General features: G+C 39.8%; 27 protein-coding genes and 4 pseudogenes. 14 read left to right on the forward strand and 17 right to left on the reverse strand.

Annotated features, from left to right (window positions below):
• Positions 1–33 precede the first annotated feature (33 nt).
• On the forward strand, positions 34–513 hold the full coding sequence (locus MHB62_RS21055) for a DUF2798 domain-containing protein (RefSeq protein WP_032722811.1): 480 nt from the start codon (positions 34–36) through the stop codon (positions 511–513).
• A gap of 24 nt (positions 514–537) precedes the next feature.
• On the opposite strand, the pseudogene MHB62_RS21060 reads toward MHB62_RS21055, so the two are convergent.
• The 3 genes and pseudogenes from MHB62_RS21060 to MHB62_RS21070 form a co-directional block, all read right to left on the reverse strand.
• A pseudogene (locus tag MHB62_RS21060) lies at positions 538–680 on the reverse strand (LysR family transcriptional regulator); the annotation flags it as partial.
• Positions 681–687: 7 nt separating this feature from the next.
• Positions 688–1,350 (reverse strand): MBL fold metallo-hydrolase, encoded by a 663-nt coding sequence (locus tag MHB62_RS21065; RefSeq protein WP_032722814.1) that lies wholly within the window; start codon positions 1,348–1,350, stop codon positions 688–690.
• A gap of 156 nt (positions 1,351–1,506) precedes the next feature.
• Positions 1,507–1,959: a MarR family transcriptional regulator gene (locus MHB62_RS21070; protein ID WP_003226875.1), complete on the reverse strand. Its 453-nt coding sequence runs from the start codon at positions 1,957–1,959 to the stop codon at positions 1,507–1,509.
• Between the two features lie 119 nt (positions 1,960–2,078).
• Here MHB62_RS21070 and MHB62_RS21075 point away from each other — a divergent pair, with 119 nt between their 5' ends.
• Together MHB62_RS21075 and MHB62_RS21080 are read left to right on the forward strand one after the other, a co-directional pair.
• Positions 2,079–2,519, forward strand: coding sequence for a GNAT family N-acetyltransferase (locus MHB62_RS21075; protein ID WP_029726100.1), 441 nt, complete (start codon positions 2,079–2,081; stop codon positions 2,517–2,519).
• A 1-nt stretch (position 2,520) separates the two neighbouring features.
• The gene (locus MHB62_RS21080) at positions 2,521–3,123 is read left to right on the forward strand and encodes a YitT family protein (RefSeq protein WP_029726099.1); all 603 of its coding nucleotides are present in this window, start codon (positions 2,521–2,523) and stop codon (positions 3,121–3,123) included.
• A gap of 67 nt (positions 3,124–3,190) precedes the next feature.
• Here the strand turns inward: MHB62_RS21080 and satA are convergent, their stop codons facing one another.
• Positions 3,191–3,712: a streptothricin N-acetyltransferase SatA gene (satA, locus tag MHB62_RS21085; protein ID WP_029726098.1), complete on the reverse strand. Its 522-nt coding sequence runs from the start codon at positions 3,710–3,712 to the stop codon at positions 3,191–3,193.
• 408 nt (positions 3,713–4,120) lie between these two features.
• On the opposite strand from satA, the gene MHB62_RS21090 reads away from it, so the two are divergent.
• The 3 genes and pseudogenes from MHB62_RS21090 to MHB62_RS21100 form a co-directional block, all read left to right on the forward strand.
• Positions 4,121–4,477: an MmcQ/YjbR family DNA-binding protein gene (locus MHB62_RS21090; protein ID WP_029726097.1), complete on the forward strand. Its 357-nt coding sequence runs from the start codon at positions 4,121–4,123 to the stop codon at positions 4,475–4,477.
• 159 nt (positions 4,478–4,636) lie between these two features.
• On the forward strand, positions 4,637–5,203 hold the full coding sequence (locus tag MHB62_RS21095; protein WP_032722817.1) for a dihydrofolate reductase family protein: 567 nt from the start codon (positions 4,637–4,639) through the stop codon (positions 5,201–5,203).
• A gap of 276 nt (positions 5,204–5,479) precedes the next feature.
• Positions 5,480–5,640 (forward strand): annotated as a pseudogene (locus MHB62_RS21100) (DUF255 domain-containing protein); the annotation flags it as partial.
• Positions 5,641–5,745: 105 nt separating this feature from the next.
• Here MHB62_RS21100 and tet(L) read toward each other — a convergent pair.
• A complete protein-coding gene (gene tet(L), locus MHB62_RS21105) occupies positions 5,746–7,122 on the reverse strand; it encodes a tetracycline efflux MFS transporter Tet(L) (protein ID WP_032722818.1) in 1,377 nt (458 codons plus the stop codon).
• Positions 7,123–7,155: 33 nt separating this feature from the next.
• Positions 7,156–7,218 carry a tetracycline resistance efflux system leader peptide gene (locus tag MHB62_RS21110; RefSeq protein WP_010886645.1) on the reverse strand — a complete coding sequence of 21 codons (63 nt, stop codon included), beginning with the start codon at positions 7,216–7,218 and terminating at the stop codon, positions 7,156–7,158.
• A gap of 252 nt (positions 7,219–7,470) precedes the next feature.
• Here MHB62_RS21110 and MHB62_RS21115 point away from each other — a divergent pair.
• Positions 7,471–7,647, forward strand: a pseudogene (locus MHB62_RS21115) (DUF255 domain-containing protein); the annotation flags it as partial.
• 61 nt (positions 7,648–7,708) lie between these two features.
• Here the strand turns inward: MHB62_RS21115 and MHB62_RS21120 are convergent.
• Positions 7,709–8,185 (reverse strand): DUF4944 domain-containing protein, encoded by a 477-nt coding sequence (locus MHB62_RS21120; protein WP_050496387.1) that lies wholly within the window; start codon positions 8,183–8,185, stop codon positions 7,709–7,711.
• Between the two features lie 120 nt (positions 8,186–8,305).
• Here MHB62_RS21120 and MHB62_RS21125 point away from each other — a divergent pair, with 120 nt between their 5' ends.
• The 4 genes and pseudogenes from MHB62_RS21125 to MHB62_RS21140 all read left to right on the forward strand — a co-directional run.
• Positions 8,306–9,313 (forward strand): amidase domain-containing protein, encoded by a 1,008-nt coding sequence (locus MHB62_RS21125; protein ID WP_032722819.1) that lies wholly within the window; start codon positions 8,306–8,308, stop codon positions 9,311–9,313.
• 269 nt (positions 9,314–9,582) lie between these two features.
• The gene (locus MHB62_RS21130; RefSeq protein WP_010886646.1) at positions 9,583–9,999 is read left to right on the forward strand and encodes a MerR family transcriptional regulator; all 417 of its coding nucleotides are present in this window, start codon (positions 9,583–9,585) and stop codon (positions 9,997–9,999) included.
• Positions 9,996–10,913 (forward strand): DMT family transporter, encoded by a 918-nt coding sequence (locus MHB62_RS21135; RefSeq protein WP_029726092.1) that lies wholly within the window; start codon positions 9,996–9,998, stop codon positions 10,911–10,913. The genes MHB62_RS21130 and MHB62_RS21135 overlap by 4 nt, the downstream gene beginning before the upstream one ends.
• Before the next feature lie 71 nt (positions 10,914–10,984).
• Positions 10,985–11,165: pseudogene (locus tag MHB62_RS21140) on the forward strand (DUF255 domain-containing protein); the annotation flags it as partial.
• A 47-nt stretch (positions 11,166–11,212) separates the two neighbouring features.
• Here the strand turns inward: MHB62_RS21140 and MHB62_RS21145 are convergent.
• A complete protein-coding gene (locus tag MHB62_RS21145) occupies positions 11,213–11,848 on the reverse strand; it encodes a LysE family translocator (RefSeq protein ID WP_032722820.1) in 636 nt (211 codons plus the stop codon).
• A 357-nt stretch (positions 11,849–12,205) separates the two neighbouring features.
• Here MHB62_RS21145 and MHB62_RS21150 point away from each other — a divergent pair, with 357 nt between their 5' ends.
• Entirely contained in the window at positions 12,206–12,367 is a 162-nt protein-coding gene (locus MHB62_RS21150; protein WP_077199439.1) for a DUF255 domain-containing protein, read from the forward strand.
• A 38-nt stretch (positions 12,368–12,405) separates the two neighbouring features.
• Complete coding sequence (locus MHB62_RS21155) at positions 12,406–14,295, forward strand: thioredoxin domain-containing protein (protein ID WP_032722823.1); 1,890 nt, start codon at positions 12,406–12,408, stop codon at positions 14,293–14,295.
• Here MHB62_RS21155 and MHB62_RS21160 read toward each other — a convergent pair.
• A complete protein-coding gene (locus MHB62_RS21160; RefSeq protein WP_032722824.1) occupies positions 14,292–15,191 on the reverse strand; it encodes a CPBP family intramembrane glutamic endopeptidase in 900 nt (299 codons plus the stop codon). The genes MHB62_RS21155 and MHB62_RS21160 overlap by 4 nt on opposite strands.
• Before the next feature lie 225 nt (positions 15,192–15,416).
• On the opposite strand from MHB62_RS21160, the gene MHB62_RS21165 reads away from it, so the two are divergent.
• A complete protein-coding gene (locus MHB62_RS21165) occupies positions 15,417–16,772 on the forward strand; it encodes an MFS transporter (protein WP_029318525.1) in 1,356 nt (451 codons plus the stop codon).
• A 33-nt stretch (positions 16,773–16,805) separates the two neighbouring features.
• Here MHB62_RS21165 and MHB62_RS21170 read toward each other — a convergent pair whose 3' ends face one another.
• The 8 genes from MHB62_RS21170 to ychF form a co-directional block, all read right to left on the reverse strand.
• On the reverse strand, positions 16,806–17,360 hold the full coding sequence (locus tag MHB62_RS21170; protein WP_032722825.1) for a sugar O-acetyltransferase: 555 nt from the start codon (positions 17,358–17,360) through the stop codon (positions 16,806–16,808).
• Positions 17,361–17,377: 17 nt separating this feature from the next.
• Positions 17,378–17,758 carry a VOC family protein gene (locus MHB62_RS21175; protein ID WP_003244460.1) on the reverse strand — a complete coding sequence of 127 codons (381 nt, stop codon included), beginning with the start codon at positions 17,756–17,758 and terminating at the stop codon, positions 17,378–17,380.
• A gap of 55 nt (positions 17,759–17,813) precedes the next feature.
• On the reverse strand, positions 17,814–18,749 hold the full coding sequence (ccpB, locus tag MHB62_RS21180) for a transcriptional regulator CcpB (protein ID WP_032722826.1): 936 nt from the start codon (positions 18,747–18,749) through the stop codon (positions 17,814–17,816).
• Positions 18,750–18,807: 58 nt separating this feature from the next.
• Complete coding sequence (xth, locus tag MHB62_RS21185; protein ID WP_032722827.1) at positions 18,808–19,566, reverse strand: exodeoxyribonuclease III; 759 nt, start codon at positions 19,564–19,566, stop codon at positions 18,808–18,810.
• A 64-nt stretch (positions 19,567–19,630) separates the two neighbouring features.
• Positions 19,631–19,870 carry a 30S ribosomal protein S18 gene (gene rpsR, locus MHB62_RS21190; protein WP_003219224.1) on the reverse strand — a complete coding sequence of 80 codons (240 nt, stop codon included), beginning with the start codon at positions 19,868–19,870 and terminating at the stop codon, positions 19,631–19,633.
• 43 nt (positions 19,871–19,913) lie between these two features.
• On the reverse strand, positions 19,914–20,432 hold the full coding sequence (gene ssbA / locus MHB62_RS21195) for a single-stranded DNA-binding protein SsbA (RefSeq protein ID WP_003219228.1): 519 nt from the start codon (positions 20,430–20,432) through the stop codon (positions 19,914–19,916).
• 40 nt (positions 20,433–20,472) lie between these two features.
• Complete coding sequence (gene rpsF / locus MHB62_RS21200) at positions 20,473–20,760, reverse strand: 30S ribosomal protein S6 (protein ID WP_003244064.1); 288 nt, start codon at positions 20,758–20,760, stop codon at positions 20,473–20,475.
• Positions 20,761–20,870: 110 nt separating this feature from the next.
• A complete protein-coding gene (gene ychF / locus MHB62_RS21205; RefSeq protein ID WP_032722828.1) occupies positions 20,871–21,971 on the reverse strand; it encodes a redox-regulated ATPase YchF in 1,101 nt (366 codons plus the stop codon).
• Between the last annotated feature and the right edge of the window lie 115 nt (positions 21,972–22,086).

Below are 22,086 nucleotides of genomic sequence, written 5' to 3' on the forward strand. Positions count from 1 at the left end.
TAATCACCGATTATGAAGAGAAGGAATGATTGTATGCCAGCAAATAAAAAAGAGAGTCTTATATTTGGCGTGATGATGTGTTTTGGAATGGTCTGCGTCATGTCGATTTACAATGCCATCATCAACGGAGCCATTCAGGATTTTTCACTTATGACCGTTTTTGAAATGGTCATCGGTTTTATGGTCGCCCTCCTGTTAGATTTACTGTTAGTGGGCCCCCTCGCCAAGAAGATTGCATTCCGCATGCCGTTCGACAAGACTAAAAAAATTTATGTCATCCTTGCCATGTCAACTTGTATGGTGATTGGTATGGTACTTTGTATGTCTGTGTTCGGTTTAGTGACAGCGGTTCTGGCAAATGGGCTGAACGGGGACAGCCTCTTCAGTGCTTACCTTATGATGGTGTTGAAAAATTTCATCCTGGCCTATCCATTGCAATTACTGATTATGGGCCCATTAGTCAGAGGGATTTTCATGAAATTTGTAAAACCAAAGCTCACAGCCGCAATTTAAATAGAAAAGGAGTGAGCCTGACACTCACTCCTTTTGCTCATGAATCGAATGTAAAACAAGCTCCGCAAAAGCCTCTGCGGCAGGCAGCTGCCATTTTTTCTTTTTGGGTGTGAGTAAATCGGATCGAGGGCTTCACCATGCTGGAGATTTTTCAGCTTATGTTTTTCACTTCCATTAATCCCTATACCTTACCACATAGTTTTTATACAATTCTTCGTTATAAAGGATTTCTTCGCCATGTGAAGAGCAAATGAGCGTTGGTTTGATTTGATCTATGATTGAGCCGCTATCGATGTTCTCATTTATATCAACACTGAATCTTCTTATAGGTGGGTGTAAATCCTCCTTACTTGTGATAAAAAGGTCGCCCGTTAATAGCGTACGATCGATTTTATGATCATACACGACATGCCCCGGCGAATGGCCAGGTGTTAAATAGTATTTCAGAGGCAGGTGAGCAAGCCTTTGCTCCGTCAGCGGCTGGACAATATGGGCTACCCCTGTGTTCTCCACTTCATTTTTGTTCGGATAAGGCGCTTCTCCATTGATATATATAAGTTCTTTCTGGTGGGCATAAATCGGAATATCAAATCTCTCTAACCATTTTGATGCACCTCCGATATGATCACTGTGGCCATGGGTAAGCAAAATGGCTTTTGGATCGCCGATCGCTAACGCTGCCCTAATTTGAGCATCAGCAAAACGTTCTATTCCCGTATCAACAATATAAACATCATCACCATCTTTGATAAACCAAGTATGAACCGGAATACGAAGAGGCACATCAAGCTCAAATTCACATTGAAAGACATGTTCTGATAGTTGTCTCAAATTCACGCAAACCATCTCCTGTGGAAATTTTTTGATAGTTTTAAAGAAAACAGAAGTGAACTAGATTCTTGAGAAGGAGACGCCGATTTTCGTCAGCATCAGCTCAACTTGTAAACGTTGTCCATTAATAATCCCTTTTGTTCCCCTTGTTAACATTGTCCATTAATAATCCCTTTTGTTCCCCTTCTTCACATATTCCCAATCACGTTCTATATTCTTCCTCACTCTATGAAGGAGTGCAGAAATGGTTTCCTTTTCCTCTGAAGTAAAACCGGACAAGGCCACTTCCGTGGAATGTTCTCCTTCTCTTCTTAACAATGGATATACCTTTTTCCCTTTCTCAGTCGGGAACAGTTTTTTTATTTTTTTATTTTGCTCATCCGGCAATTTTTGAATAAATCCCTGCATTTCCAGCTTCTTAATGGCCCGCGCGGCCGTTGTCCGGTCCACTTTTATCATTTCCGCCAATTTTTCTTGAATAATTCCCGGATTTTCGTATATACGTACGAGATAGAGATACTGCCCTCTTGTTAAGTCTAAATCTTTAAATTCGATGTTGCTTATGGAATCCAACGCTCTTGCTATCATGCCGATCTCACGCAAAATATCATTCATTCCTAAAACCCCTCACGTATTTTTGTTGCAATTACAACAAAAATGTTTTAACCTTACTATTATAAGACCACATGCATGCTGTACAGTCCAGACTAATATCAGAAAAGGATTGATTCATAATGAATATAAAAAGAATAACAACTGAAGCTGATTTACATGAAGCTTTGAATATTAGAAAGACGGTTTTCATTGAGGAGCAACATGTATCGGAATCCGAAGAGTTCGATGAATTTGATACGCTCCAGGAACAATGCCAGCATGTCTTGGTATATCATGAGAATCAGCCTGTCGGCGCGGGCCGTGTGCGCATCGTTGACCATACAGCAAAGCTGGAAAGAATCTGCATCCTAAAACCTTACCGTAAGTACGGATTGGGGAAAGTCATCGTAAGCGGGTTAGAAGAAATCATAAAAGAAAAAGGACTGACTGCATGTAAGCTGCATGGTCAAACACAAGCAGCAGGCTTTTATCAAAAACTGGGCTACCAGATTTCTTCACAGGAATTTATGGAAGACGGCATCCCTCACGTCCTGATGACAAAAGAAATATCGCGGATTTAACATGAAATATATTTTTTACGGATTAGGCATACTCATATTAAGTTTGGGCATTTCCTTAACCATACAATCAGGACTCGGCACATCACCCTTCGATGCCCTTTTGGTTGGTCTGTCAAAAGAAGTCGGACTTACCGTAGGAAGCTGGGAGGTCCTTATTTCTGTGATCCTCCTAATCTGCAACGCTATATTAACGAGAAAAAAACCTATTTTGCTGGGCTTGATTACAGCATTCATTACTGGAATAGGCATTGACCTATGGTTGTTTGTTGTAAAAAACACCATCTATCTAAATGCGTTGTTAAGCAAACTGATTTGTTTCGGAATTGGTTTGGTGCTCATCGGTCTTGGAACAGCCATCTATCTTCAGACGAAATTCGCATCAACACCCATCGATCATTTAACACTTATTATCCGAGATCTCTCCAAAAGAACAATCTTGTTTTCAAGAACATTGGTATACGCTCTTTTCTTAGTATTAGCCATCATCTTTAAAGGCCCTATCGGCATCGGAACCCTATTAACCGTCTGTTTGGGAGGAATGATCCTTCACGTTTTTATGCCTATTGTGGAAAAACAATTCTTATCAAAAAAAAGAAGGGGTTAAAAAACCTCTTCTTTGAAAAAACGAAACGCAAAACAAGCTACGTTTCGTTCAATAATTTTATGATAAATTAAAATTTATAGTACCAAAAAATCGCAATTTCATTTGCTGTTGGAAGATTGGAATAAAGCATCGTATCAACTGCACCTATTATAAATTGATGTTTGGCATAAAAATGACAAGCTGAAACATTAATATCTTGTGTTTCAAGCATAAGGCCACAAAATTTATTCTCCTTTGCCCACTCAATCGCTTTATGTAATAATGCTGTTCCAACGCCTTTTTGTCTATAGTCTTTTGCAACGGCAATGTCCTCTATTAGTGCATACCCATTCCAGTTAGAACGAATCTTAATCCGGCCGATGCAGTTGTTTTCAACATAATATAAAAAGACAACCTTCCCTTCATCTTCAATATAACTAACATCCATTTCATCATCTTCATATTGTTTAAAATAAGGTTCAGAAAATCGTTCCTCAGTATATGTCCAAACACCGTTTTCAAAAGCAGGTATCATTCTCCCAAAAACAACGAAAGGTTCATTTGGTTTATTGAAATCTTTCAAATTCATTTGAGCCATTTTCTTGATCATATCAATCCCCTCCTAAACGAGATTATATTAGCATACTCGTTTCGATCAATAACAGCTTCCAAAAGGGCACTCTTTAAAAGAACAGCATCCATTACCTTTTATATATAGCGATTTTTCTATTTCACTGTCTTAATGGGGTATTTCAACAGAGGCTTGTGGTACAGTAAAAAGGAATAGAAACAAGAGAAAAGAAGATGAACCTATGCCCACTAACAATAAACTCAATGAGAAATATCATACTTCCTTCAACTCGCCCACAACCCTGTTGACTAGTATCCGTGGAGAGAGGAAGCTTTGACACAGCTTCTGCCATTGATGACATCTCTATTGAAGTATCCAAAGGACAACCAAGGATCGCTCTTTGACTTTTTCAAGAAGAAAGTAGAGTGAATAAAGGAGTGATTGAGTATGTTAACAAGAGAAGATATCTTTAAACACGTCAAAGAAAAATACGGTACATCGCCTGATTACCCGTGGGAGAAATACCCAAACTATGCTTCTTTGAGACATACATCAAACAAAAAATGGTACGGTCTTATCATGAATGTTCTCCCAGAAAAATTAGGCTTGGATGGTCATGGCGAAATAGATATTCTAAATCTAAAATGTCCCCCTGAAATAAGTGATAGCTTAAGAAATGGGGAAAATGTCTTACCCGGATATCATATGGATAAGGAACATTGGATTTCAATTGTTTTAGAACGGACAGATCCAGAAGGCGAAATCTATAACTTAATCGAGCAGAGCTTTCATTTAACCAAGTGAAGATAAAGAGTGTTCCGGCTAATCAAGCTGCGAAGAGTAGTGGGCACTTTCATTTTAGGATACTGTTCTTCACTCAGTCCATAAACGCAACTTAGTCTATCTGGTGCGAGAGTGGGAGAAGAATTTCTACCAACTTCTTATGGAAAAGGATGAATAGTTATGACAAATAACTTAAAACAGAGAAGAATCATTTTAGATTTAGCAGTTACTTTAGATGGTTTTATTGAAGGGAAAAATGGAGAAGTTGATTGGTGCATTATGGACCCTGATATGGGGTTTACTGATTTCTTAAATCAAATTGATACTATTTTATATGGCAGAAAAAGCTACGATTTATGGGGACAATATATTCCAAAAGATGAGGACCCTGATACAGAAAAGGAAATTTGGAAATTGGTTCATAGTAAAAAGAAATATGTTTTTTCCAGAACACAAAATGAGATTGATAATCAAGCCATATTTATAAATGATAATATTCTTGAAGAAGTAAATAACTTGAAGAAAAAGTCTGGCAAAGACATCTGGCTATATGGTGGAGCGAGTCTCATTACAACTTTTATAAATTTGGGGCTTGTTGATGAATTTAGATTATCTATTCACCCTGTTGTTTTGGGAGAAGGAAAACCGTTGTTTATTGATGTAAAACAGAGGATAAATTTAAAAATGGTGAATACAAGAACATTTTCCTCTGGCGTTGTGCAAATCGTTTATCATTGGAATGGCTAAAAAAATCTTTCCCTCCAAAATATACATTGTAAGGTAACACTCGACAGCTATTTTTCTTATTGAACTAAAGGGGACTCCAATGGGTTCCCCTTAATACTATTGAATTATCAACATCAAATTTTAACAGAGCTAAAAATATCCATTCTCTTGTATTAAAAGAAGAAGACTGGAAAGGACGCATTAACATAATTAAACATTATTTTATATTTCATTCTCCCTCTTTTAAGTAAATCGGCTAAGTTTTGTGTTTATAAAAAAACGAAAGAAGGTGATCCTATGCCCACTAACAATAAACCCAATAGAATTAATCGCTGAGAAGTCTACTTATTTTACTTCAACATGCTCATAACCCTGTGGACTGGTTCCCTTGGGGAGAAGAAGCATATGAAAAAGCGAAACGCGAAAACAAGCCTGTTCTCGTATCTATGGGGTATAGCTAACGATGGCTAATCTAAAGAACATGCTATTGATGCCATGTTTATTCATTTTACAAAAAAGGATCAACCTTGGATTACTTTCACAAGATTGACCCTTTCACTCATTTAGCGATGCCTCCGCGAACGTTTATATACATTCAAGATTACTAGCCAACAAATAACAATGGTCCCTGCAAAAAGTATGAGCATATTGCTATACAAATAGGTAGAGTGATCAACGTCAATAGGCAGCAGCCTATGGTCTAAGAAGCCGATAGATAATAAACCGCCTACAATCGCAATACCCGTTCCCTCTGATAAAAAGCTCGTGAAATTAAGCAAACTCATTCCAGCGCCCGCTTCCTTTTCTTTCAAACTGCTAGACACAACTGTAGATATAACTGTTTTTGTGAAAGATAGCCCCCCAAAAACAAAAATTACTATAATTGTCATGATCCATGGTGCTGCATCTATAAAAAAGGCAGCGATTAAAAAGCCGGAAGAAAGCAAGGCACTTCCAATAGTTAGTACATACAAGGAACCTTTCCGATCAACAAGCAATCCCCCAATGTAACCGAAGATGATGACACTCATTGTTCCGGGGAAAATAATGCCGCTTCCAATTGCTGCAGTACTTAAATGGTGAACATCTTTCATCATGTAAGGAACCATAGAGACAAATCCTGCTGCTGTACCAAATATTAGTCCTCCGTAAAGGGTTCCAATCACAAAAAAGACGTTTTTCCCTAATTCAGGGTCAACAAAAGGGTCCTGAGCTTTCCTAATGTGTTTTACAAATATGAAGAAAGCAAGAATACTGATGATCAGAAAAGAAAATCTATAAGATGTTGTAAACAGCATAAAAAATAAGATACCTGCAGACATCAATATAATCCCTGCCATATCAATGTGTCCTCTTATTCTCTCTTCCTTTTTCAACAATTTTATAAGGAATGGAACGGTGATAATTGTTGCAGTTGGAATAAGCAGCAAATACGACCAATGGATATAATGAGCAACCATTCCGCCAATAGCTGGCCCAACACCTTCTCCCATTGCTACCAGGGACCCGATCAGGCCAAATGCTTTCCCCCTGTTCTCTTTTGGAATATAGCGCGCAACGACAACCATCACAAGAGCTGGGAATGCGGCTGCACCAATCCCTTGAATAAATCGGGCTAGAATGAGAATAGGAAAGAAAGAGTGTCCAACAAATCCAATGATCGACCCTAAGCCATTTACCATAATCCCAAATAGAAGCAGATTTTTGATGCCCATCTGGTCTGATAGCTTTCCATATAGAGCTGTTCCAATGGAGAAGGTTAACATAAAGGCAGTATTCACCCAGTTTGCACTTGCTGGCAGTTTATTAAACTCGTTGGCAATATCAGGTAATGAGACGTTCAGAACCATTTCATTTAATACGCTGAAAAATGATAGAACACAAAGCCAAATCAAAACTTGATTGTGCCGTAAAGTTGATTGTGAATAAGACGTATTCACAATTTCCCCTCCATTAATGAGGGCAGACGCAGTTTATAGGGTCATTGATACGCTTCCCTCTTTTAATTGTACCCTGTTCATTTTATTGCACTTCATAATAACTCCCCCTACATTTGATTGATATGATCTTATTATATATAGACTAAGGTTTAAACTTTTACTTTTTTTATAAAAATTTGACCAGATTGCGAAACAAGGAAAAACGTTATTCGCATTTATCTCAAGTGGCAAAATGAAACATTAGTTTATATTTTCACATCACAATTATCGATAAGCAGTCAGTTATTGTATTTGTTTAGGATAACTGTGGTAACCTGAATATAACCAACTTAGGAAGAAGCTGATCCCATGCCAAACAAAAGCAAACCCAATAGATTAATCGCTGAAAAGTCTCCTTATTTACTCCAACACGCCCACAACCCCGTTGACTGGTTCCCGTGGGGGGAAGAAGCATTTGAAAAAGCAAAACGCGAAAACAAGCCGGTTCTGGTCAGCATCGGTTATTCGACTTGTCATTGGTGTCATTTCTCTTAGAATAACCAAAAAGGCAACCAGTTTCGGCTGCCTTTTTAATAGTTATAATTTTTTAGAAACCCAAGTTTAAAAACTTTTTCTCTTCTAATTTAAAGACTGTCGTCTTTTCTTTGGGTTGATTCCATGTTATTCTGACTTCTAACCTATGACCCTTAATATCTTCCTCGGGCATATATTCAAAGGTTGAAATGTGGTCAGGTTTTTCCCCACCGTCTTTTAAACTTTCACCATTATATTCAGATAGAGAGTAAGGACCATTCTCTTCATAAACTTTTCCATCGACCATCAATTCAATTTGTTTAATAGTGATTTTATTTTCTTTATTTTCATTACCCTGCCAGTATAAGTTTAGAAAATAATTTGGCCCAATTGATGTTTTACTTGACTTTTCAATGGAAACTTTCCATTCATTGTCTTTACTTGTCCCTTTATAAAGATCCTGTTGATCATATATCGAATACAAAACAACAAATATCCCCAATAAAACCACTATCGGAATGATTATTTTCATTATTTTTCTTTTTTTCACATACTCTACTCCTATATTTTTCTAAAAAAATTAAATATAAACCAAAAGAATGATATAGTAAATAATGGTTTCACTAGTGATTATACCAAATTAGCTTATGGAAAAACAGAGGTGTAGAAAGTGAAAAAAAGATTTTTTTGTTTCATTATAGTATCTTTGATACTATCTTTATTCGTCATACCAAAAGTAACTTTAGCTAAAGAAACTGAAACTTTTTCTACGGATTCTTATACATTAAAGGATACACAAAATGAAGTCATAAAGTATCTTAAGGACAATAAAAAGAATTACAAAATTGGATCAGAACAATTTGTTAATTTCTTAGAGTCCGCAACAAAACTAGATTTCAAAAAATATAATAAAGATTTAATACAAACATATTCCAGCATCTACCTAGCCGAGAATGAAGAATATCAATTCGAACAAGCTACAAAAGATAATAAAGATAAAGAAGAAAAACCTTTTGTGTTAAGTAATTCTTTGTTAAATAAAAAAATCAAAGAAATTAGAGTGAAAAATGAAGATGAAAATACTGAAGTTGATAATGAAGTAAAAGACTTACAGTCCCAACCTTCATTAGAGTTTAATGCTCTTTCAAGTTATAACAGAACAAATGCAAAAAAATATATGACAAAAAATTGGAAGAACACATCCAGCTCTTTATATGGATATCTAGGTGGTAGTGGCGGTGACTGTACAAACTACGCATCTCAAGTGGTTCACGCAGGTGGAATGCCTACTAGCTTGAAAGGTTATTATGGCAGTCATTATACCCAGACTACAACGGGTTGGTTTTCAGTTAAGGAATATCGAGTCCAGGGAACATACAAAATTAATTACTCTACTTCTTGGGTCAGAGTTAAAGATTTCTATGGCTACTGGACTGGTACTAAAAAACATAAAGTTTATTCTAACTTAACTGCCTCACAAGTATCAAAGAAAGTTTCAACTGGAGATGTAGTGCAAGTCTATAATAAAAACTCCGGAAACTGGTTCCATACCGTTGTTGTTTATGATGTAAAAAAAGGAGAAACAAGATTTTCAGCTCACTCTAGTGAACAATTATATGCACATCTACCATTTGAGTTCAAAGGAAGTAAGTATAGCTTTAGAGTTATTAAGTTCTAAAGAAAAATAAAAAGAAGCTGCCTAGATAGTGGCTTCTTTTTTTATATGTGCAATAACGTGTTGTTGGTAGCCTAGGATAATCAACTCGTGTGGAATAACATAAGGCATTTTAAATGGTAATACAATTGTTCAAATAATACAGTTTTACCTTTTATATCATTCATTTTTAAAACCTGCAATCCGTAACCATGCGGTAGCAGGTTTTTTTATTTGCTTGACTTAGAGTTAACTCTAAATTGTAAACTAACTTTAATTAAATGAGAGGGATGATGTTGTTGTATTCCATTAGTAAAGCTGCTGAGAAGACTAGTATTAGTTCGTATACATTAAGATATTACGAAAAGATTGGGTTACTTCCACCACCAAAACGAAAAAACAGTGGAAGGCGTTTTTATACGGAGACTGATATTCAGTTCATGTTATTCCTGAAAAGTTTAAAGGAAACAGGTATGTCTTTGGAGGATATTAATGAGTTTGTCAAAGACGGATGCATTTTGGAAAAAATCAATTCGGATGTTAAATCGGCACAACTCTCCCCATCTATAAATAAACGTATTGAGATTTTAACCAAGCACTTAGAGAAAATGGAAATTAAAAAAAGGGAGCTGGAAGAAGTGATTTCTACTACAAAAGGAAAACTGGATACATATTATTCAATTTTGAAAGAGGAAGTGGAAAACAAATGAAACATTTAAATATATACATAATGTTACTTGGCTTCTCTATTTTCACGGGAGCTACTTTTAATCTTGCAAAATATACAGTTGGATATTTTTCTCCATCGTCTTCTGCGGCATGGCGTTTCGGTTTAGCGGCTGCAGTGATGCTCATCATTTTGATTTTTACTGAAGGTATAAAGAAGAGTCAATTACGGAAAAACGCCGTTTCATACATTGTTCTTGGAATTATAGGAATCTTTGGATTTAATGCCTTGTTTTTTGTTGGTTTAAAATATACATCTCCCGTTAACGGAGCATTAATAATGGGGCTGAATCCTTTATTAACAGCAATTCTCGCTCGAATTATCTTAAAGGACAACATGACAAAAAAACAAGTACTCGGCATATTCTTTGCATTCATCGGTGTATTGTTAGTCATTACACAAGGTTCTATCGAAACCATTAAAACCTTATCAATTTCAGGAGGAGACTTAATAATCTTTACAGGTAACGTTTGTTGGGCACTTTATGGCGTACTTGGACGTCGGTTTGTAAAGGATGGTACACCGCTATCTACAACCACTTATACGATGGTTATTGGTGCTGTTAGTTTAATAGTAGTTTCCTTATTTACATCCAAACCTGTTTCTTTATCGAACATCCCGATTGGAGTTTGGGGGGCAATTGCTTTTATGGCTTTCTTTACAAGTGTTTTGGGTTACCTATGGTGGAATCAGGGGATTAAAGAGATTGGGGCTAGTAAAACATCTTTATTTTTCAACCTTGTTCCCGTTGTAACGATGATTATTTCATTTGCAATTGGAACACCGATAAAGGTATTTCAAGTTATTGGGGCTGTGTTAGTTATATTAGGCGTTTTAACCGCTTCGGGGGTAATACGTATTCCTAAGTACAATACTAAAGAACAGTCAGCTATATAAAGAAATAGGGATTAATTATGCGAAAATGTGTTAAGTTAAATATACACTAATTATAGGAAGAAGGTGATCCCATGCCAAACAAAAGTAAACCCAATAGATTAATCAATGAGAAATCACCATACTTACTCCAACACGCCCACAACCCTGTGGACTGGTACCCTTGGGGAGAAGAAGCATTTGAGAAAGCGAAACGCGAAAACAAGCCGGTTCTGGTCAATCGGTTATTCGACTTGTCATTGGTGCCGCACTATAAAATCAAAAAAATCCATCTTGATTAACAAATCAAAATGGATTATATGTTAATTTTTTTCTAATGCTATTTTTGCTCCTAAAGAAACAAGGGCTATACCAGTTATCTTGTCAAAGACAAATTCAACAGACGGTTTTTTAAACCAAGAACCAATGAATTTAAGAAGGTAGACATATATAAGGAACCATGCTAACACTATCAAGATGAATATTCCTGCTAAAATTATTGATTGTAAAATTACATTTCCACTTAAATCAATAAACTGCGGAAGAAAAGTGATATAAAAAATAATAGCTTTAGGATTTAATAATGTACTTGCTATGCCTTGAAAATAGCAAGTTTTGTTTTTTGTTCCTTTTTGAGATGCCCTTACCGCCACTTCCATGTTTTCTTCTTTATTCTCTTTCTTTTTAGATAGCAATGCTTTAATTCCAAGGTAGAAAAGATAAACTGCCCCGGCATATTTGATTATTTCAAAAAGCACCATAGATTTTGCAATAATAGCAGTTAAACCAAGTACAGACGCTGTGGCAAATATAATATGTGAAGAAACGATACCATATGCTGTCATCCGACCACCTCGGCTACCATTAGCAAGGGCATTTTTAGTCACTAGAACAAAGTCCGGTCCAGGTGTCATGATGATAACCAGTGCTACTGTCAAAAACATATATAAATTTGGCAATACAGCACCTCCTCCCGATTTTGTTAACTTCAAGAATATCAATAACCTTATCATAACAATTATACTGTTTCAATAATCATTCTTTTTCCTTAATGAATAGTAATCACAAACTTGGACAGAGTTTAGTTTGGAGTTTAATTTGGAATTTAGATTTAACAATTTATTCAACAAATTCTCTAAAAATAACTTATCCGTTTTGGATTAAGAGCATAATTCTATATCAGTTGTTATGAACCCCCCGCTGTCCATTCCTTCAACCATAGATTAGTTTCCTCTAGAAAGAAAAAATAAAGAATAAACTAAACAGCATTATGGTACAGTAAAATTATATCAACAATAATGAAAGAAGGTGATCCCATGCCCACTAACAATAAACCCAATAGATTAATCGCTGAGAAGTCTCCATATTTACTTCAACATGCTCATAACCCTGTAAACTGGTTCCCTTGGGGAGAAGAAGCATTTGAAAAAGCGAAACGCGAAAACAAACCTGTTCTCGTATCTATTGGGTATAGCTAGCTCGGGTAGCTACACGCACATGTCATTGGTGCCACGTTATGGCCCACGAAAGCTTTGAAGACGAAGAAATCGCGCGTCTTCTCAATGAACGGTTTGTGGCGATTAAAGTCGACCGGGAAGAACGGCCGGATGTGGATTCTGTTTATATGAGAATCTGCCAGCTGATGACCGGGCAGGGCGGCTGGCCGCTGAATGTGTTTATCACGCCTGATCAGAAGCCGTTTTACGCGGGTACATATTTTCCAAAGACGAGCAAATTCAATCGTCCTGGTTTTGTTGATGTGCTTGAGCATCTGTCTGAGACGTTTGCGAACGACCGCGAGCATGTCGAGGATATTGCGGAGAACGCCGCTAAACATTTGCAGACCAAAACAGCCGCCAAATCAGGTGAAGGCCTTAGCGAGTCAGCGATTTCCCGGACATTCCAGCAGCTTGCCAGCGGGTTTGATACGATCTACGGCGGTTTCGGGCAGGCACCGAAATTTCCGATGCCCCATATGCTGATGTATTTGCTTCGTTATCATCACAATACGGGGCAGGAGAACGCTTTATACAACGTGACGAAAACGCTGGACAGCATGGCGAATGGCGGCATTTACGATCATATCGGCTATGGGTTCGCCCGCTATTCGACCGATGACGAGTGGCTCGTTCCCCACTTTGAAAAAATGCTGTACGACAATGCGCTGCTGCTGACTGCTTATACAGAAGCCTATCAGGTCACGCAAAACAGCCGCTATAAAGAGATTTGTGAGCAGATCATTACGTTCATTCAGAGGGAAATGACTCATGAAGACGGAAGCTTTTTCTCTGCTTTAGACGCGGATACAGAAGGAGAAGAAGGAAAGTACTACGTGTGGTCAAAGGAAGAGATTCTGAAAACGCTCGGGGACGATCTCGGAACGCTGTATTGCCAAGTGTATGACATCACTGAAGAAGGAAACTTTGAAGGCAAAAATATTCCTAACCTCATTCACACAAAGTGGGAACAAATCCAAGCGGATGCCGGGTTAACCGAAAAAGAGCTCAGTCTCAAACTCGAAGACGCAAGACAGCAGCTCTTGAAGACACGCGAGGAAAGAACCTATCCGCATGTCGATGATAAAGTGCTCACCTCATGGAACGCGCTGATGATCGCGGGTCTTGCGAAAGCGGCAAAGGTATACCAGGAGCCGAAATATCTCAGCCTAGCGAAAGACGCCATCACATTTATTGAAAACAAATTAATCATCGACGGCCGTGTGATGGTCCGATATCGTGATGGCGAAGTGAAAAACAAAGGCTTTATCGACGATTACGCTTTTCTCCTATGGGCTTATCTGGATCTCTATGAAGCTTCGTTTGATCTATCTTTTTTACAAAAAGCGAAGAAACTGACAGACGATATGATCAGCTTATTTTGGGATGAGGAGCATGGCGGATTCTACTTCACCGGACACGATGCTGAGGCCTTAATCGTCCGGGAAAAAGAAGTGTACGACGGCGCCGTGCCTTCAGGAAACAGTGTGGCAGCTGTTCAGCTGCTGCGTCTTGGACAAGTCACAGGCGACTTATCACTGATCGAAAAAGCGGAAACAATGTTTTCCGTGTTCAAGCCAGACATCGACGCGTATCCGAGCGGCCATGCTTTCTTTATGCAAAGTGTGTTAAGGCATCTGATGCCTAAAAAAGAAATCGTGATTTTTGGAAGTGCAGACGATCCAGCCAGAAAACAAATCATAACGGAGCTTCAAAAAGCCTTTAAGCCTAACGACTCCATTCTGGTAGCAGAGCTTCCTGATCAATGCAAAGACATTGCGCCATTCGCTGCAGACTACCGCATCATAGACGGCAAAACAACCGTTTATATTTGTGAAAACTTCGCCTGCCAGCAGCCGACAACGAATATCGAAGAAGCCATCCACACGTTAATAAGCAGCAGGGATTAAGACCCTTGCTGCTTACTTTTTGATTTCTTATGGTACCATAAAGCGATCCCCGCAAACACAAGGTTGACCGCTATCGTAAAGAAAGCCTCCCACATCGGGTTCCCCCGCGTAACCGTAAACAGAGAAGGAATTCCTCCATACACACTGTTTTTTTCTGTAATAAACATACACAAAAACATATTATTCGCGGCATGGGCGCCAAGTGATATTTCGATGCTTCCAGTTTTAATCGTGTAATAGGTCCACACAAAACCAAATGTTAAATACTCAATTCCTGCCCAGACAGCGCCATTGTTCATTTCTGGATTCGCAAAATGCAATACGCCAAACAATCCTCCGACAATCAGTGTCAAAAATAGAGGATTTTTCGTCAATCTCCCGAAAGCTTGAAGCAAAAATCCCCTGAAAAACAGTTCCTCAGCTGATGTCTGAATCGGAACCAAAATGAGGGCAGCCACTAGCAGCCAGATAAAGCGTGAGGCATCAAAGGCTTGCATTGAATAGCTATCAGGATGAATCGCAAAATCAATCAATTGTACGGCGATCATCAGCAAGAAATAAGCAATAAAACCAAAGGAAATTCTCCGCCAATTCATCTTTGAATTTGGTGTAATCACCGTTCGGAAAGGCCGCTTCAAAATAAAGCGCACAGCCAGCCAAACTCCCGGAATGGCGAATAAATAAATCACATGGGACAAATAAAGATCTACGAGGGGATCACTCAGTACAGCTTCATCCAAATCAAACGTGATATTGGGATTCACAATAACGGTGAACAATATAGCGAAAAGGTAAGCTATATTCCCGAATACATATAACCCTACCATCACCAAAAAAGCGAAAAAATATCTCCACAACGTATTGTTTCCTTCTATAGGACGGATAAATGAATTCATTCCTTCTATGTCTCTTCCTTTCAATGAGAATATTACTATATATTTGCATAAATTGGTCTATGAATCTACTGTTTTGGAAATCTTTTAAGCAACATTAAAATATAAAGTGTGAATTTAGTTCTTCCATCTAGTGATTTGAACTCTGTTGCCAATGAACCAAGATACTTATAATAGTCCCAAGAGGGGAATTTTCAGTCTTTTCTTACTACTAAAAGGGGGTTTTTTATGAATACGATCTTCAAACAAAAGAATACACATCCTTTCTCAAACGCAGCGAATCGTTTAGACCGCCTTCCGATTTCACGCGTTCATTTCCAAGTGTTAACCGCTCTCGGCATTGTTTATTTCTTTGATCTCGCAGATTTATTTACCCTCAGCAATGTAGCGCCGGCGCTGATCGAGCATTGGGGCATCCCGCTTTCAACTATTGCTAACGTAACGGCTGCTTCGTTTTTAGGCATGTTTTTAGGCGCTTCACTGGGCGGACGGCTGTCCGATCGAATCGGCCGCAAAAAAGCCTTAAATCTATTTGTCTTTGTTTTCTCAATCGCATCGCTATGCAATGCTGCGGCATGGGACATTCCATCTTTAATGACATTCCGTTTTCTCACCGGATTTGGCGTTGCAGCCGCCATGGTCATTACGAATAGCTATTTGGCGGAATTTTTCCCTTCAAGTGTACGTGGAAAATATATTTCTTTTTGTGCCATGATTGGATTGATCGGGGTGCCGATCACCAACATTGTGTCTGCCTTTGTCATTCCTCTTGGTTCATGGGGATGGAGGCTAGTATTTGTATGGGGTGCCGTCGGCCTTATTTATTTTTTCTTTATTCGACGGCTGGAAGAGTCGCCTCGCTGGCACGAAAATCGCGGGGAATATGCGAAAGCCGATGCGATCCTCAACCGAATTGAGGCACAGGTTGAAAAGGAGAAAGGCCCGCTTCCGGCAGCATCCCAGCCTAAAGTAAGCGAAACTGTTAAGCAGAATGCAGGTTATGCCGGCTTATTGAAAGGCAGAAACCTCAAAATCACCATCGTATTATCTGCTGTATGGATTTTTGAAACGTTTGGGTTTTACGGATTTGCCTCATGGGTTCCAAGCCTGCTAAAAAGCAATGGCGTCACCATGGAAAATACATTGTGGTATAACGTATTGCATTCCGTCGGCGCTCCGCTTGGCGCACTGCTCGGCTCCATGATTTCCGAAAGATTTCAAAGAAAATGGATTTTAGCTGCGAGTGCGTTTCTGACGGCCATCGCCGGGCTCTTATATGGTATGACTTTTATTCCCATCATGATCATTGTATTTGGTTTTATCGTGAATATCACAGAACGGGTCTTTACCTCGAACTTATACGCCTATACATCTGAACCTTATCCGACTGAATACCGCTCGTCTGGCAGCGGTTTAGCCTATGGTCTTGGCCGTTTTTCAAACATTTTTGGCTCATTGCTTGTTGGATTTATTGCCGTTCAGCTCGGCTATATCAGCGTCTTCTTATTTATTGGGGGCTGCTGGCTCGCATGCTCCTTGCTGTTAATCTTCTTCGGTCCTAATACGAATGCAAAACAGATTTAAAAAAGTCAGTGCGGATCTGCCGCACTGATCTCATTACAATTGCTTCAAAATCCTTGCGGGGTTTCCGCCTACAACAGTATTAGCGGGTACATCCTTAGTGACAACAGATCCAGAAGCAATCACTGCGTTATCACCGATTGTCACTCCCGGGTTAATCACCGCCCGGCCTCCAATCCAAACTTGATCTCCAATTGTCACAGGCTTACCGAACTCCTTCCCGGATTTCCTTTCGATCGGATCAAGAGGGTGACCGGCCGTGTAGATATGTACACCTGGCGCAATCAAACAATGACGGCCGATACGCACCTCACACACATCTAAAATGACACAGTCAAAATTAACAAATGTATGATCTCCGATATGAATGTGATAGCCATAATCACAGCGGAATGTCGGCAAAATCGTGACTTGATCCCCAACCGAACCGAGCAGCTCCTTCAAAAGCTCCGTCCGCACTGCATCATCTTCCGGTGTTTCGTTGTATTGTCTAATCAGCTGTCTCGCATGTTTGCGTTCTAGTAATAGTTGTTGATCTTCCGAATTGTATAATTCTCCGGCTGCCATTTTTTCTTTTTCTGTCCTCAGCATGTAAGTCACTCCAGATGTCAGATTGTAATCTCGATCAAATTTCCTTCATCATCCTCAATCACACTTTCATAGTAGCCGTCTCCTGTTGTCCTCGGGCCGTTTACTACTGCGAAACCATCCGCCTTCAATCGATCAGTCAGTTCATCAACTTTCTCCCGGCTTCCAACGGAAAAGGCAATATGTGCCCAGCCTGTCATTGTTTGTGAGGGCGGATCGGTCACATTCCCTTTTTTCATAATCTCCAGCCTTGCTCCGGAATCAAACGTAATAAAATAAGACTTAAAATCTTTTTTCTCATTATGATACAAATCATTCGCTTCGCCATTAAAATACGATTCATAAAAAGACTTCATTCGCTCTAAATCATTGACCCAGACCGCTGTATGTTCAATCTGCATTTCTTCCTCCTCCTTCGCCTTCAATGAAGTTATAAGGTATGAAATGCATTTCAGTTCAAGCTTTTTTCTTAAATTTATGCTGAATTTTGATATCAGCGGGTTCATCCTGCAAAAATAGAGAAAATGCTGCGATGCCGAGCTGCTCAAGGTTCAAATCAAGCGACGGAAAACCAAGAACACGGCTGATAGAAGTATTTCCCTCGCCTATGATTTCAACATCCCAATTATTCTTTTTGGCAAATAGATGAATTCCAGCTGCCACTTCATCACTATTTGCATAAATAGCAGTTGGAACCCGCCCGCTCATATAAAAATGTTCAGCTGCCAGCTCACCATCATTCATATCGTTACATCCGGACAGCATATGGCGGTCTTCCAACCTTCCGCAGACAGCTTTATAGGCCGCAGCTTTATCAGCCGTGCTCGGGCTCCTATCAGCTTCTCTGACACACGTAAAAGCAATATTCTCATGCCCGCGGCCCTTTAAATAGCGAAAGCTCTCTGCATAAGCAGTTTTTCTGTCATTAAAAGCACAAGGAACATCAATGTCTCCGGTATCCTCACAAGCGATGATCGGCCCATATTCCTGATAAGCTAAAATGCTGTCCCAATGATTGGCGCGGGAAGTAATGATGAGACCGTCTATTTTCTTCGTTCTTAACAGCTCTAAATATTTGATTTCAATATCGGGGTTATAATTGGTGGGGAGAAGGGTCGTTGCATACTCATACTGAAAAGCCGCCTTGGTGATTCCGTTAACGATTTTATCAAAGCAGGGATGATCGCTATAAGGCAGAATCACACCGACCGTATGGGTTTTCCCGCGAATGAGATCGATTGCGGTTCGATTTGGCGTATAATCCAATTCCTTCATGACTTGATGAACAAGCTTTCTCTTTTCTTCAGATACATAAGGATGGTGATTCAATACACGCGAGACAGTCGAAACAGATACATTTGCCAGTCTTGCGATCTCTTTTATATTTGCCATCTCTTTCTCCTTTTCATATAAAAAAAGCAGTAAGTGTAAAATCCTTACTGCTATCTCATCATATATTGATGATAAGTTCAACAGGACAATGGTCGGAACCCATGACGTCCGCTGATATGCAGGCATCTTCAATCTGTTCCTTAAGTCTTTCAGAAACAACAAAATAATCAATCCGCCATCCGATATTTCTGTCCCGGGCGCCGGCACGATACGACCACCAGGAATAAGCGCCTTCAAGATCAGGATAAACATGACGGAAAGAATCAACAAAGCCAGCTTCTAAGAAACGAGTGAATGCCCCTCTTTCTTGATCTGAAAATCCAGCGTTATTCCGGTTCACCTTTGGATTTTTCAAATCAATCTCCTGATGGGCTACATTCAAATCACCGCATAAAATCACTGGTTTTTTCTGATCCAATTCAAGAATATAAGACAATAAAGCCTCTTCCCATTGCATGCGGTAATCAATCCGCTCTAATCCTCTTCTGGAATTGGGCGTGTAAACAGTCATCACATACACGTTTTCAAATTCCAGCGTAATCACTCTGCCTTCTTGGTCATGCTCTTCTACTCCGATACCGTAGATGACCTGCAGCGGTTCTTGCTTAGAAAAAACAGCTGTGCCAGAATATCCTTTTTTCACTGCATAATTCCAGTACACATGATAGCCTTCAGGCTGGAGATCAACCTGGCCGTCCTGTATCTTCGTTTCCTGAAGACATATAATATCTGCATCCTCTTCTTTCAAATAAGAGAGGAAATCCATTTTTCTCATCACAGCCCGAAGGCCGTTTACATTCCATGAAATCAACTTCATGTTTCATCCTCCCCCCTATAAAAAAGAGCAAGAACCCGAAGGTTCTTGCTCTTTACGCATCAGCTTACTCACCGCTTACGTATGGAAGTAAAGCCATTTGACGTGCGCGTTTGATCGCTGCAGTCAATTTACGTTGGTATTTAGCGTTTGTTCCAGTTACACGACGTGGTAAAATTTTACCGCGCTCAGAAACAAACTTTTTAAGAAGATCTACATCTTTGTAGTCGATGTGCGTGATACCGTTAGAAGTGAAATAACACACTTTACGGCGTTTCGCACGACCGCCTCTGCGTCCTCCTGCCATTGTCATTTCCCTCCTTTCTTTTTCATTTTAGGCGATAATCACATTAGAATGGAAGATCATCATCCGAGATGTCAATCGGTTTGCCGTCGTTGGCAAATGGGTCATCATTAAAGCTGTTCCCCTGATTGCGTCTCTGGTTGTTTTGGTTTCCCCCAAATGGATTATCATTTTGGCCTCCGCCAAAGTACTGGCCTCCGCCGCTGTTTCCTTCGTTGTATCCACCTGAACCAGAACCGCCGCCGTTTTTCGGCTCAAGAAATTGAACACTTTCAGCTTGGACCTCTGTCACGAAGACACGCTGTCCTTGCTGGTTTTCATAGTTTCTTGTTTGTAAACGGCCATCTACGCCTGCAAGGCTTCCTTTTTTCAAGAAGTTTGCAACGTTTTCGGCTTGTCTTCTCCAAGTGACACAATTAATGAAATCGGCCTCACGTTCTCCGGACTGGTTCGTAAATGTACGATTCACAGCAAGAGTAAACGTAGCAACAGCCGCACCGTTTGGCGTATAACGAAGCTCTGGGTCTTTTGTCAGTCTTCCGACTAATACAACTCGGTTAAGCATAAGAAAGACCACCTTTTACCATTATATATTTCAAAATTGCTTATTCTTCTTCTTTAACAACAATGTGGCGAATGATATCGTCACTGATCTTAGCTAGACGGTCAAATTCTTGAACTGCCGCAGCGTCAGATTGAACGTTTACGATTTGGTAGAAACCGTCGCGGAAATCGTTGATTTCGTAAGCAAGACGACGTTTACCCCAATCCTTTGTTCCAGTGATCTCCGCACCGTTAGAAGTCAGAACGTTGTTGAAACGCTCGATAACTGCTTTTTTAGACTCTTCGTCAATGTTTGGGCGGATAATGTACATAACTTCGTACTTTCTCATCTGTTTGCACCTCCTTTTGGACTAAGCGGCCCATAATGGGCAAGGAGCAATAATTCTATTACTCACAATTTTATATTATACCAAAGCTCTTGTCCCTTTACAACTGCATCCTATACATTAAATCGGAAATGAATAACATCTCCGTCTTGGACCACATATTCTTTCCCTTCAAGGCGGACTTTTCCTGCCTCTTTAGCTCCTGCCATACCGCCGCCCGCAAGAAGATCCTCATAAGCAACTGTCTCAGCACGAATGAAGCCCCGCTCAAAGTCACTATGAATAATTCCTGCACACTCAGGTGCTTTCATGCCTTTTTTGAATGTCCAAGCTCTGACTTCCTGTTCTCCGGCTGTGAAATATGTTGCGAGGCCGAGAAGAGAGTAAGACGCTTTGATCAACTGATCAAGACCTGATTCTTGAATGCCCAGCTCTTCCAAGAACATTTGCTTTTCTTCGCCTTCAAGCTCAGCGATTTCAGATTCGATTTTTGCACATACAACGATAACTTCTGCGTTTTCGCCGGCAGCGTGCTCGCGAATCTTCGCTACATTTTCATTGCCAGATGGATCAGCAACTTCATCTTCACTTACGTTGGCCACGTACAAAATAGGCTTCGAAGTCAGTAAATGGAGCTGCTTCACAAGCTTTTGCTGCTCCTCAGTGAATTCTACAGATCGAGCAGGCTTTTCACTCTCAAACGCTTCTTTCAGTTTAGATAAAATCTCAAACTCAAATACAGCGTCTTTATCTTTTTGCTTCGCAAGCTTGCTGACGCGTGTAATCCGCTTTTCAACCGTTTCCATATCAGCGAGGATCAGCTCAAGGTTGATCGTTTCAATGTCATCAATCGGATCAACCTTTCCGGAAACGTGTGTAATGTTGTCATCGGAAAAAGCACGGACAACGTGGCAAATCGCGTCAACTTGGCGAATATGAGATAGGAACTTGTTGCCGAGTCCTTCTCCTTTAGATGCGCCCTTTACAATCCCTGCAATATCAGTGAATTCAAAAGCAGTCGGCACAGTCTTCTTCGGGTTGACCAGCTCAGTCAGCTTATGCAGACGATCATCCGGCACCTCTACAATTCCCACGTTCGGATCAATTGTACAGAACGGGTAGTTGGCTGATTCGGCACCGGCCTGTGTAATTGCGTTAAATAGTGTTGATTTTCCGACGTTCGGCAAACCAACAATTCCAGCTGTTAAAGCCATTCTTTCATCTCCTCTATATAAAACCGTCATTGTATGAGCGTATTTTGAACCTAGAGCAATTATAAGGAGGTTCACTGGAAAAGACAAGCTGACAAAAAAGCATTTTCAGCCTGCC

It is taken from the genome of Bacillus sp. FSL K6-0255 (assembly GCF_045040725.1).
Taxonomy (GTDB): domain Bacteria; phylum Bacillota; class Bacilli; order Bacillales; family Bacillaceae; genus Bacillus; species Bacillus subtilis.

Bases quoted from the DNA above. Each gene is read 5' to 3' on its own strand.
- MHB62_RS21055 (WP_032722811.1), top strand. From the start codon at position 34: ATGCCAGCAAATAAAAAAGAGAGTCTTATATTTGGCGTGATGATGTGT.
- MHB62_RS21070 (WP_003226875.1), bottom strand. From the start codon at position 1,959: ATGAATGATATTTTGCGTGAGATCGGCATGATAGCAAGAGCGTTGGAT.
- MHB62_RS21075 (WP_029726100.1), top strand. From the start codon at position 2,079: ATGAATATAAAAAGAATAACAACTGAAGCTGATTTACATGAAGCTTTG.
- MHB62_RS21080 (WP_029726099.1), top strand. From the start codon at position 2,521: ATGAAATATATTTTTTACGGATTAGGCATACTCATATTAAGTTTGGGC.
- satA (WP_029726098.1), bottom strand. From the start codon at position 3,712: ATGATCAAGAAAATGGCTCAAATGAATTTGAAAGATTTCAATAAACCA.
- MHB62_RS21090 (WP_029726097.1), top strand. From the start codon at position 4,121: ATGTTAACAAGAGAAGATATCTTTAAACACGTCAAAGAAAAATACGGT.
- MHB62_RS21095 (WP_032722817.1), top strand. From the start codon at position 4,637: ATGACAAATAACTTAAAACAGAGAAGAATCATTTTAGATTTAGCAGTT.
- MHB62_RS21130 (WP_010886646.1), top strand. From the start codon at position 9,583: ATGTTGTTGTATTCCATTAGTAAAGCTGCTGAGAAGACTAGTATTAGT.
- MHB62_RS21135 (WP_029726092.1), top strand. From the start codon at position 9,996: ATGAAACATTTAAATATATACATAATGTTACTTGGCTTCTCTATTTTC.
- MHB62_RS21150 (WP_077199439.1), top strand. From the start codon at position 12,206: ATGCCCACTAACAATAAACCCAATAGATTAATCGCTGAGAAGTCTCCA.
- MHB62_RS21155 (WP_032722823.1), top strand. From the start codon at position 12,406: ATGGCCCACGAAAGCTTTGAAGACGAAGAAATCGCGCGTCTTCTCAAT.
- MHB62_RS21160 (WP_032722824.1), bottom strand. From the start codon at position 15,191: ATGAATTCATTTATCCGTCCTATAGAAGGAAACAATACGTTGTGGAGA.
- MHB62_RS21165 (WP_029318525.1), top strand. From the start codon at position 15,417: ATGAATACGATCTTCAAACAAAAGAATACACATCCTTTCTCAAACGCA.
- MHB62_RS21170 (WP_032722825.1), bottom strand. From the start codon at position 17,360: ATGCTGAGGACAGAAAAAGAAAAAATGGCAGCCGGAGAATTATACAAT.
- MHB62_RS21175 (WP_003244460.1), bottom strand. From the start codon at position 17,758: ATGCAGATTGAACATACAGCGGTCTGGGTCAATGATTTAGAGCGAATG.
- ccpB (WP_032722826.1), bottom strand. From the start codon at position 18,749: ATGGCAAATATAAAAGAGATCGCAAGACTGGCAAATGTATCTGTTTCG.
- xth (WP_032722827.1), bottom strand. From the start codon at position 19,566: ATGAAGTTGATTTCATGGAATGTAAACGGCCTTCGGGCTGTGATGAGA.
- rpsR (WP_003219224.1), bottom strand. From the start codon at position 19,870: ATGGCAGGAGGACGCAGAGGCGGTCGTGCGAAACGCCGTAAAGTGTGT.
- ssbA (WP_003219228.1), bottom strand. From the start codon at position 20,432: ATGCTTAACCGAGTTGTATTAGTCGGAAGACTGACAAAAGACCCAGAG.
- rpsF (WP_003244064.1), bottom strand. From the start codon at position 20,760: ATGAGAAAGTACGAAGTTATGTACATTATCCGCCCAAACATTGACGAA.
- ychF (WP_032722828.1), bottom strand. From the start codon at position 21,971: ATGGCTTTAACAGCTGGAATTGTTGGTTTGCCGAACGTCGGAAAATCA.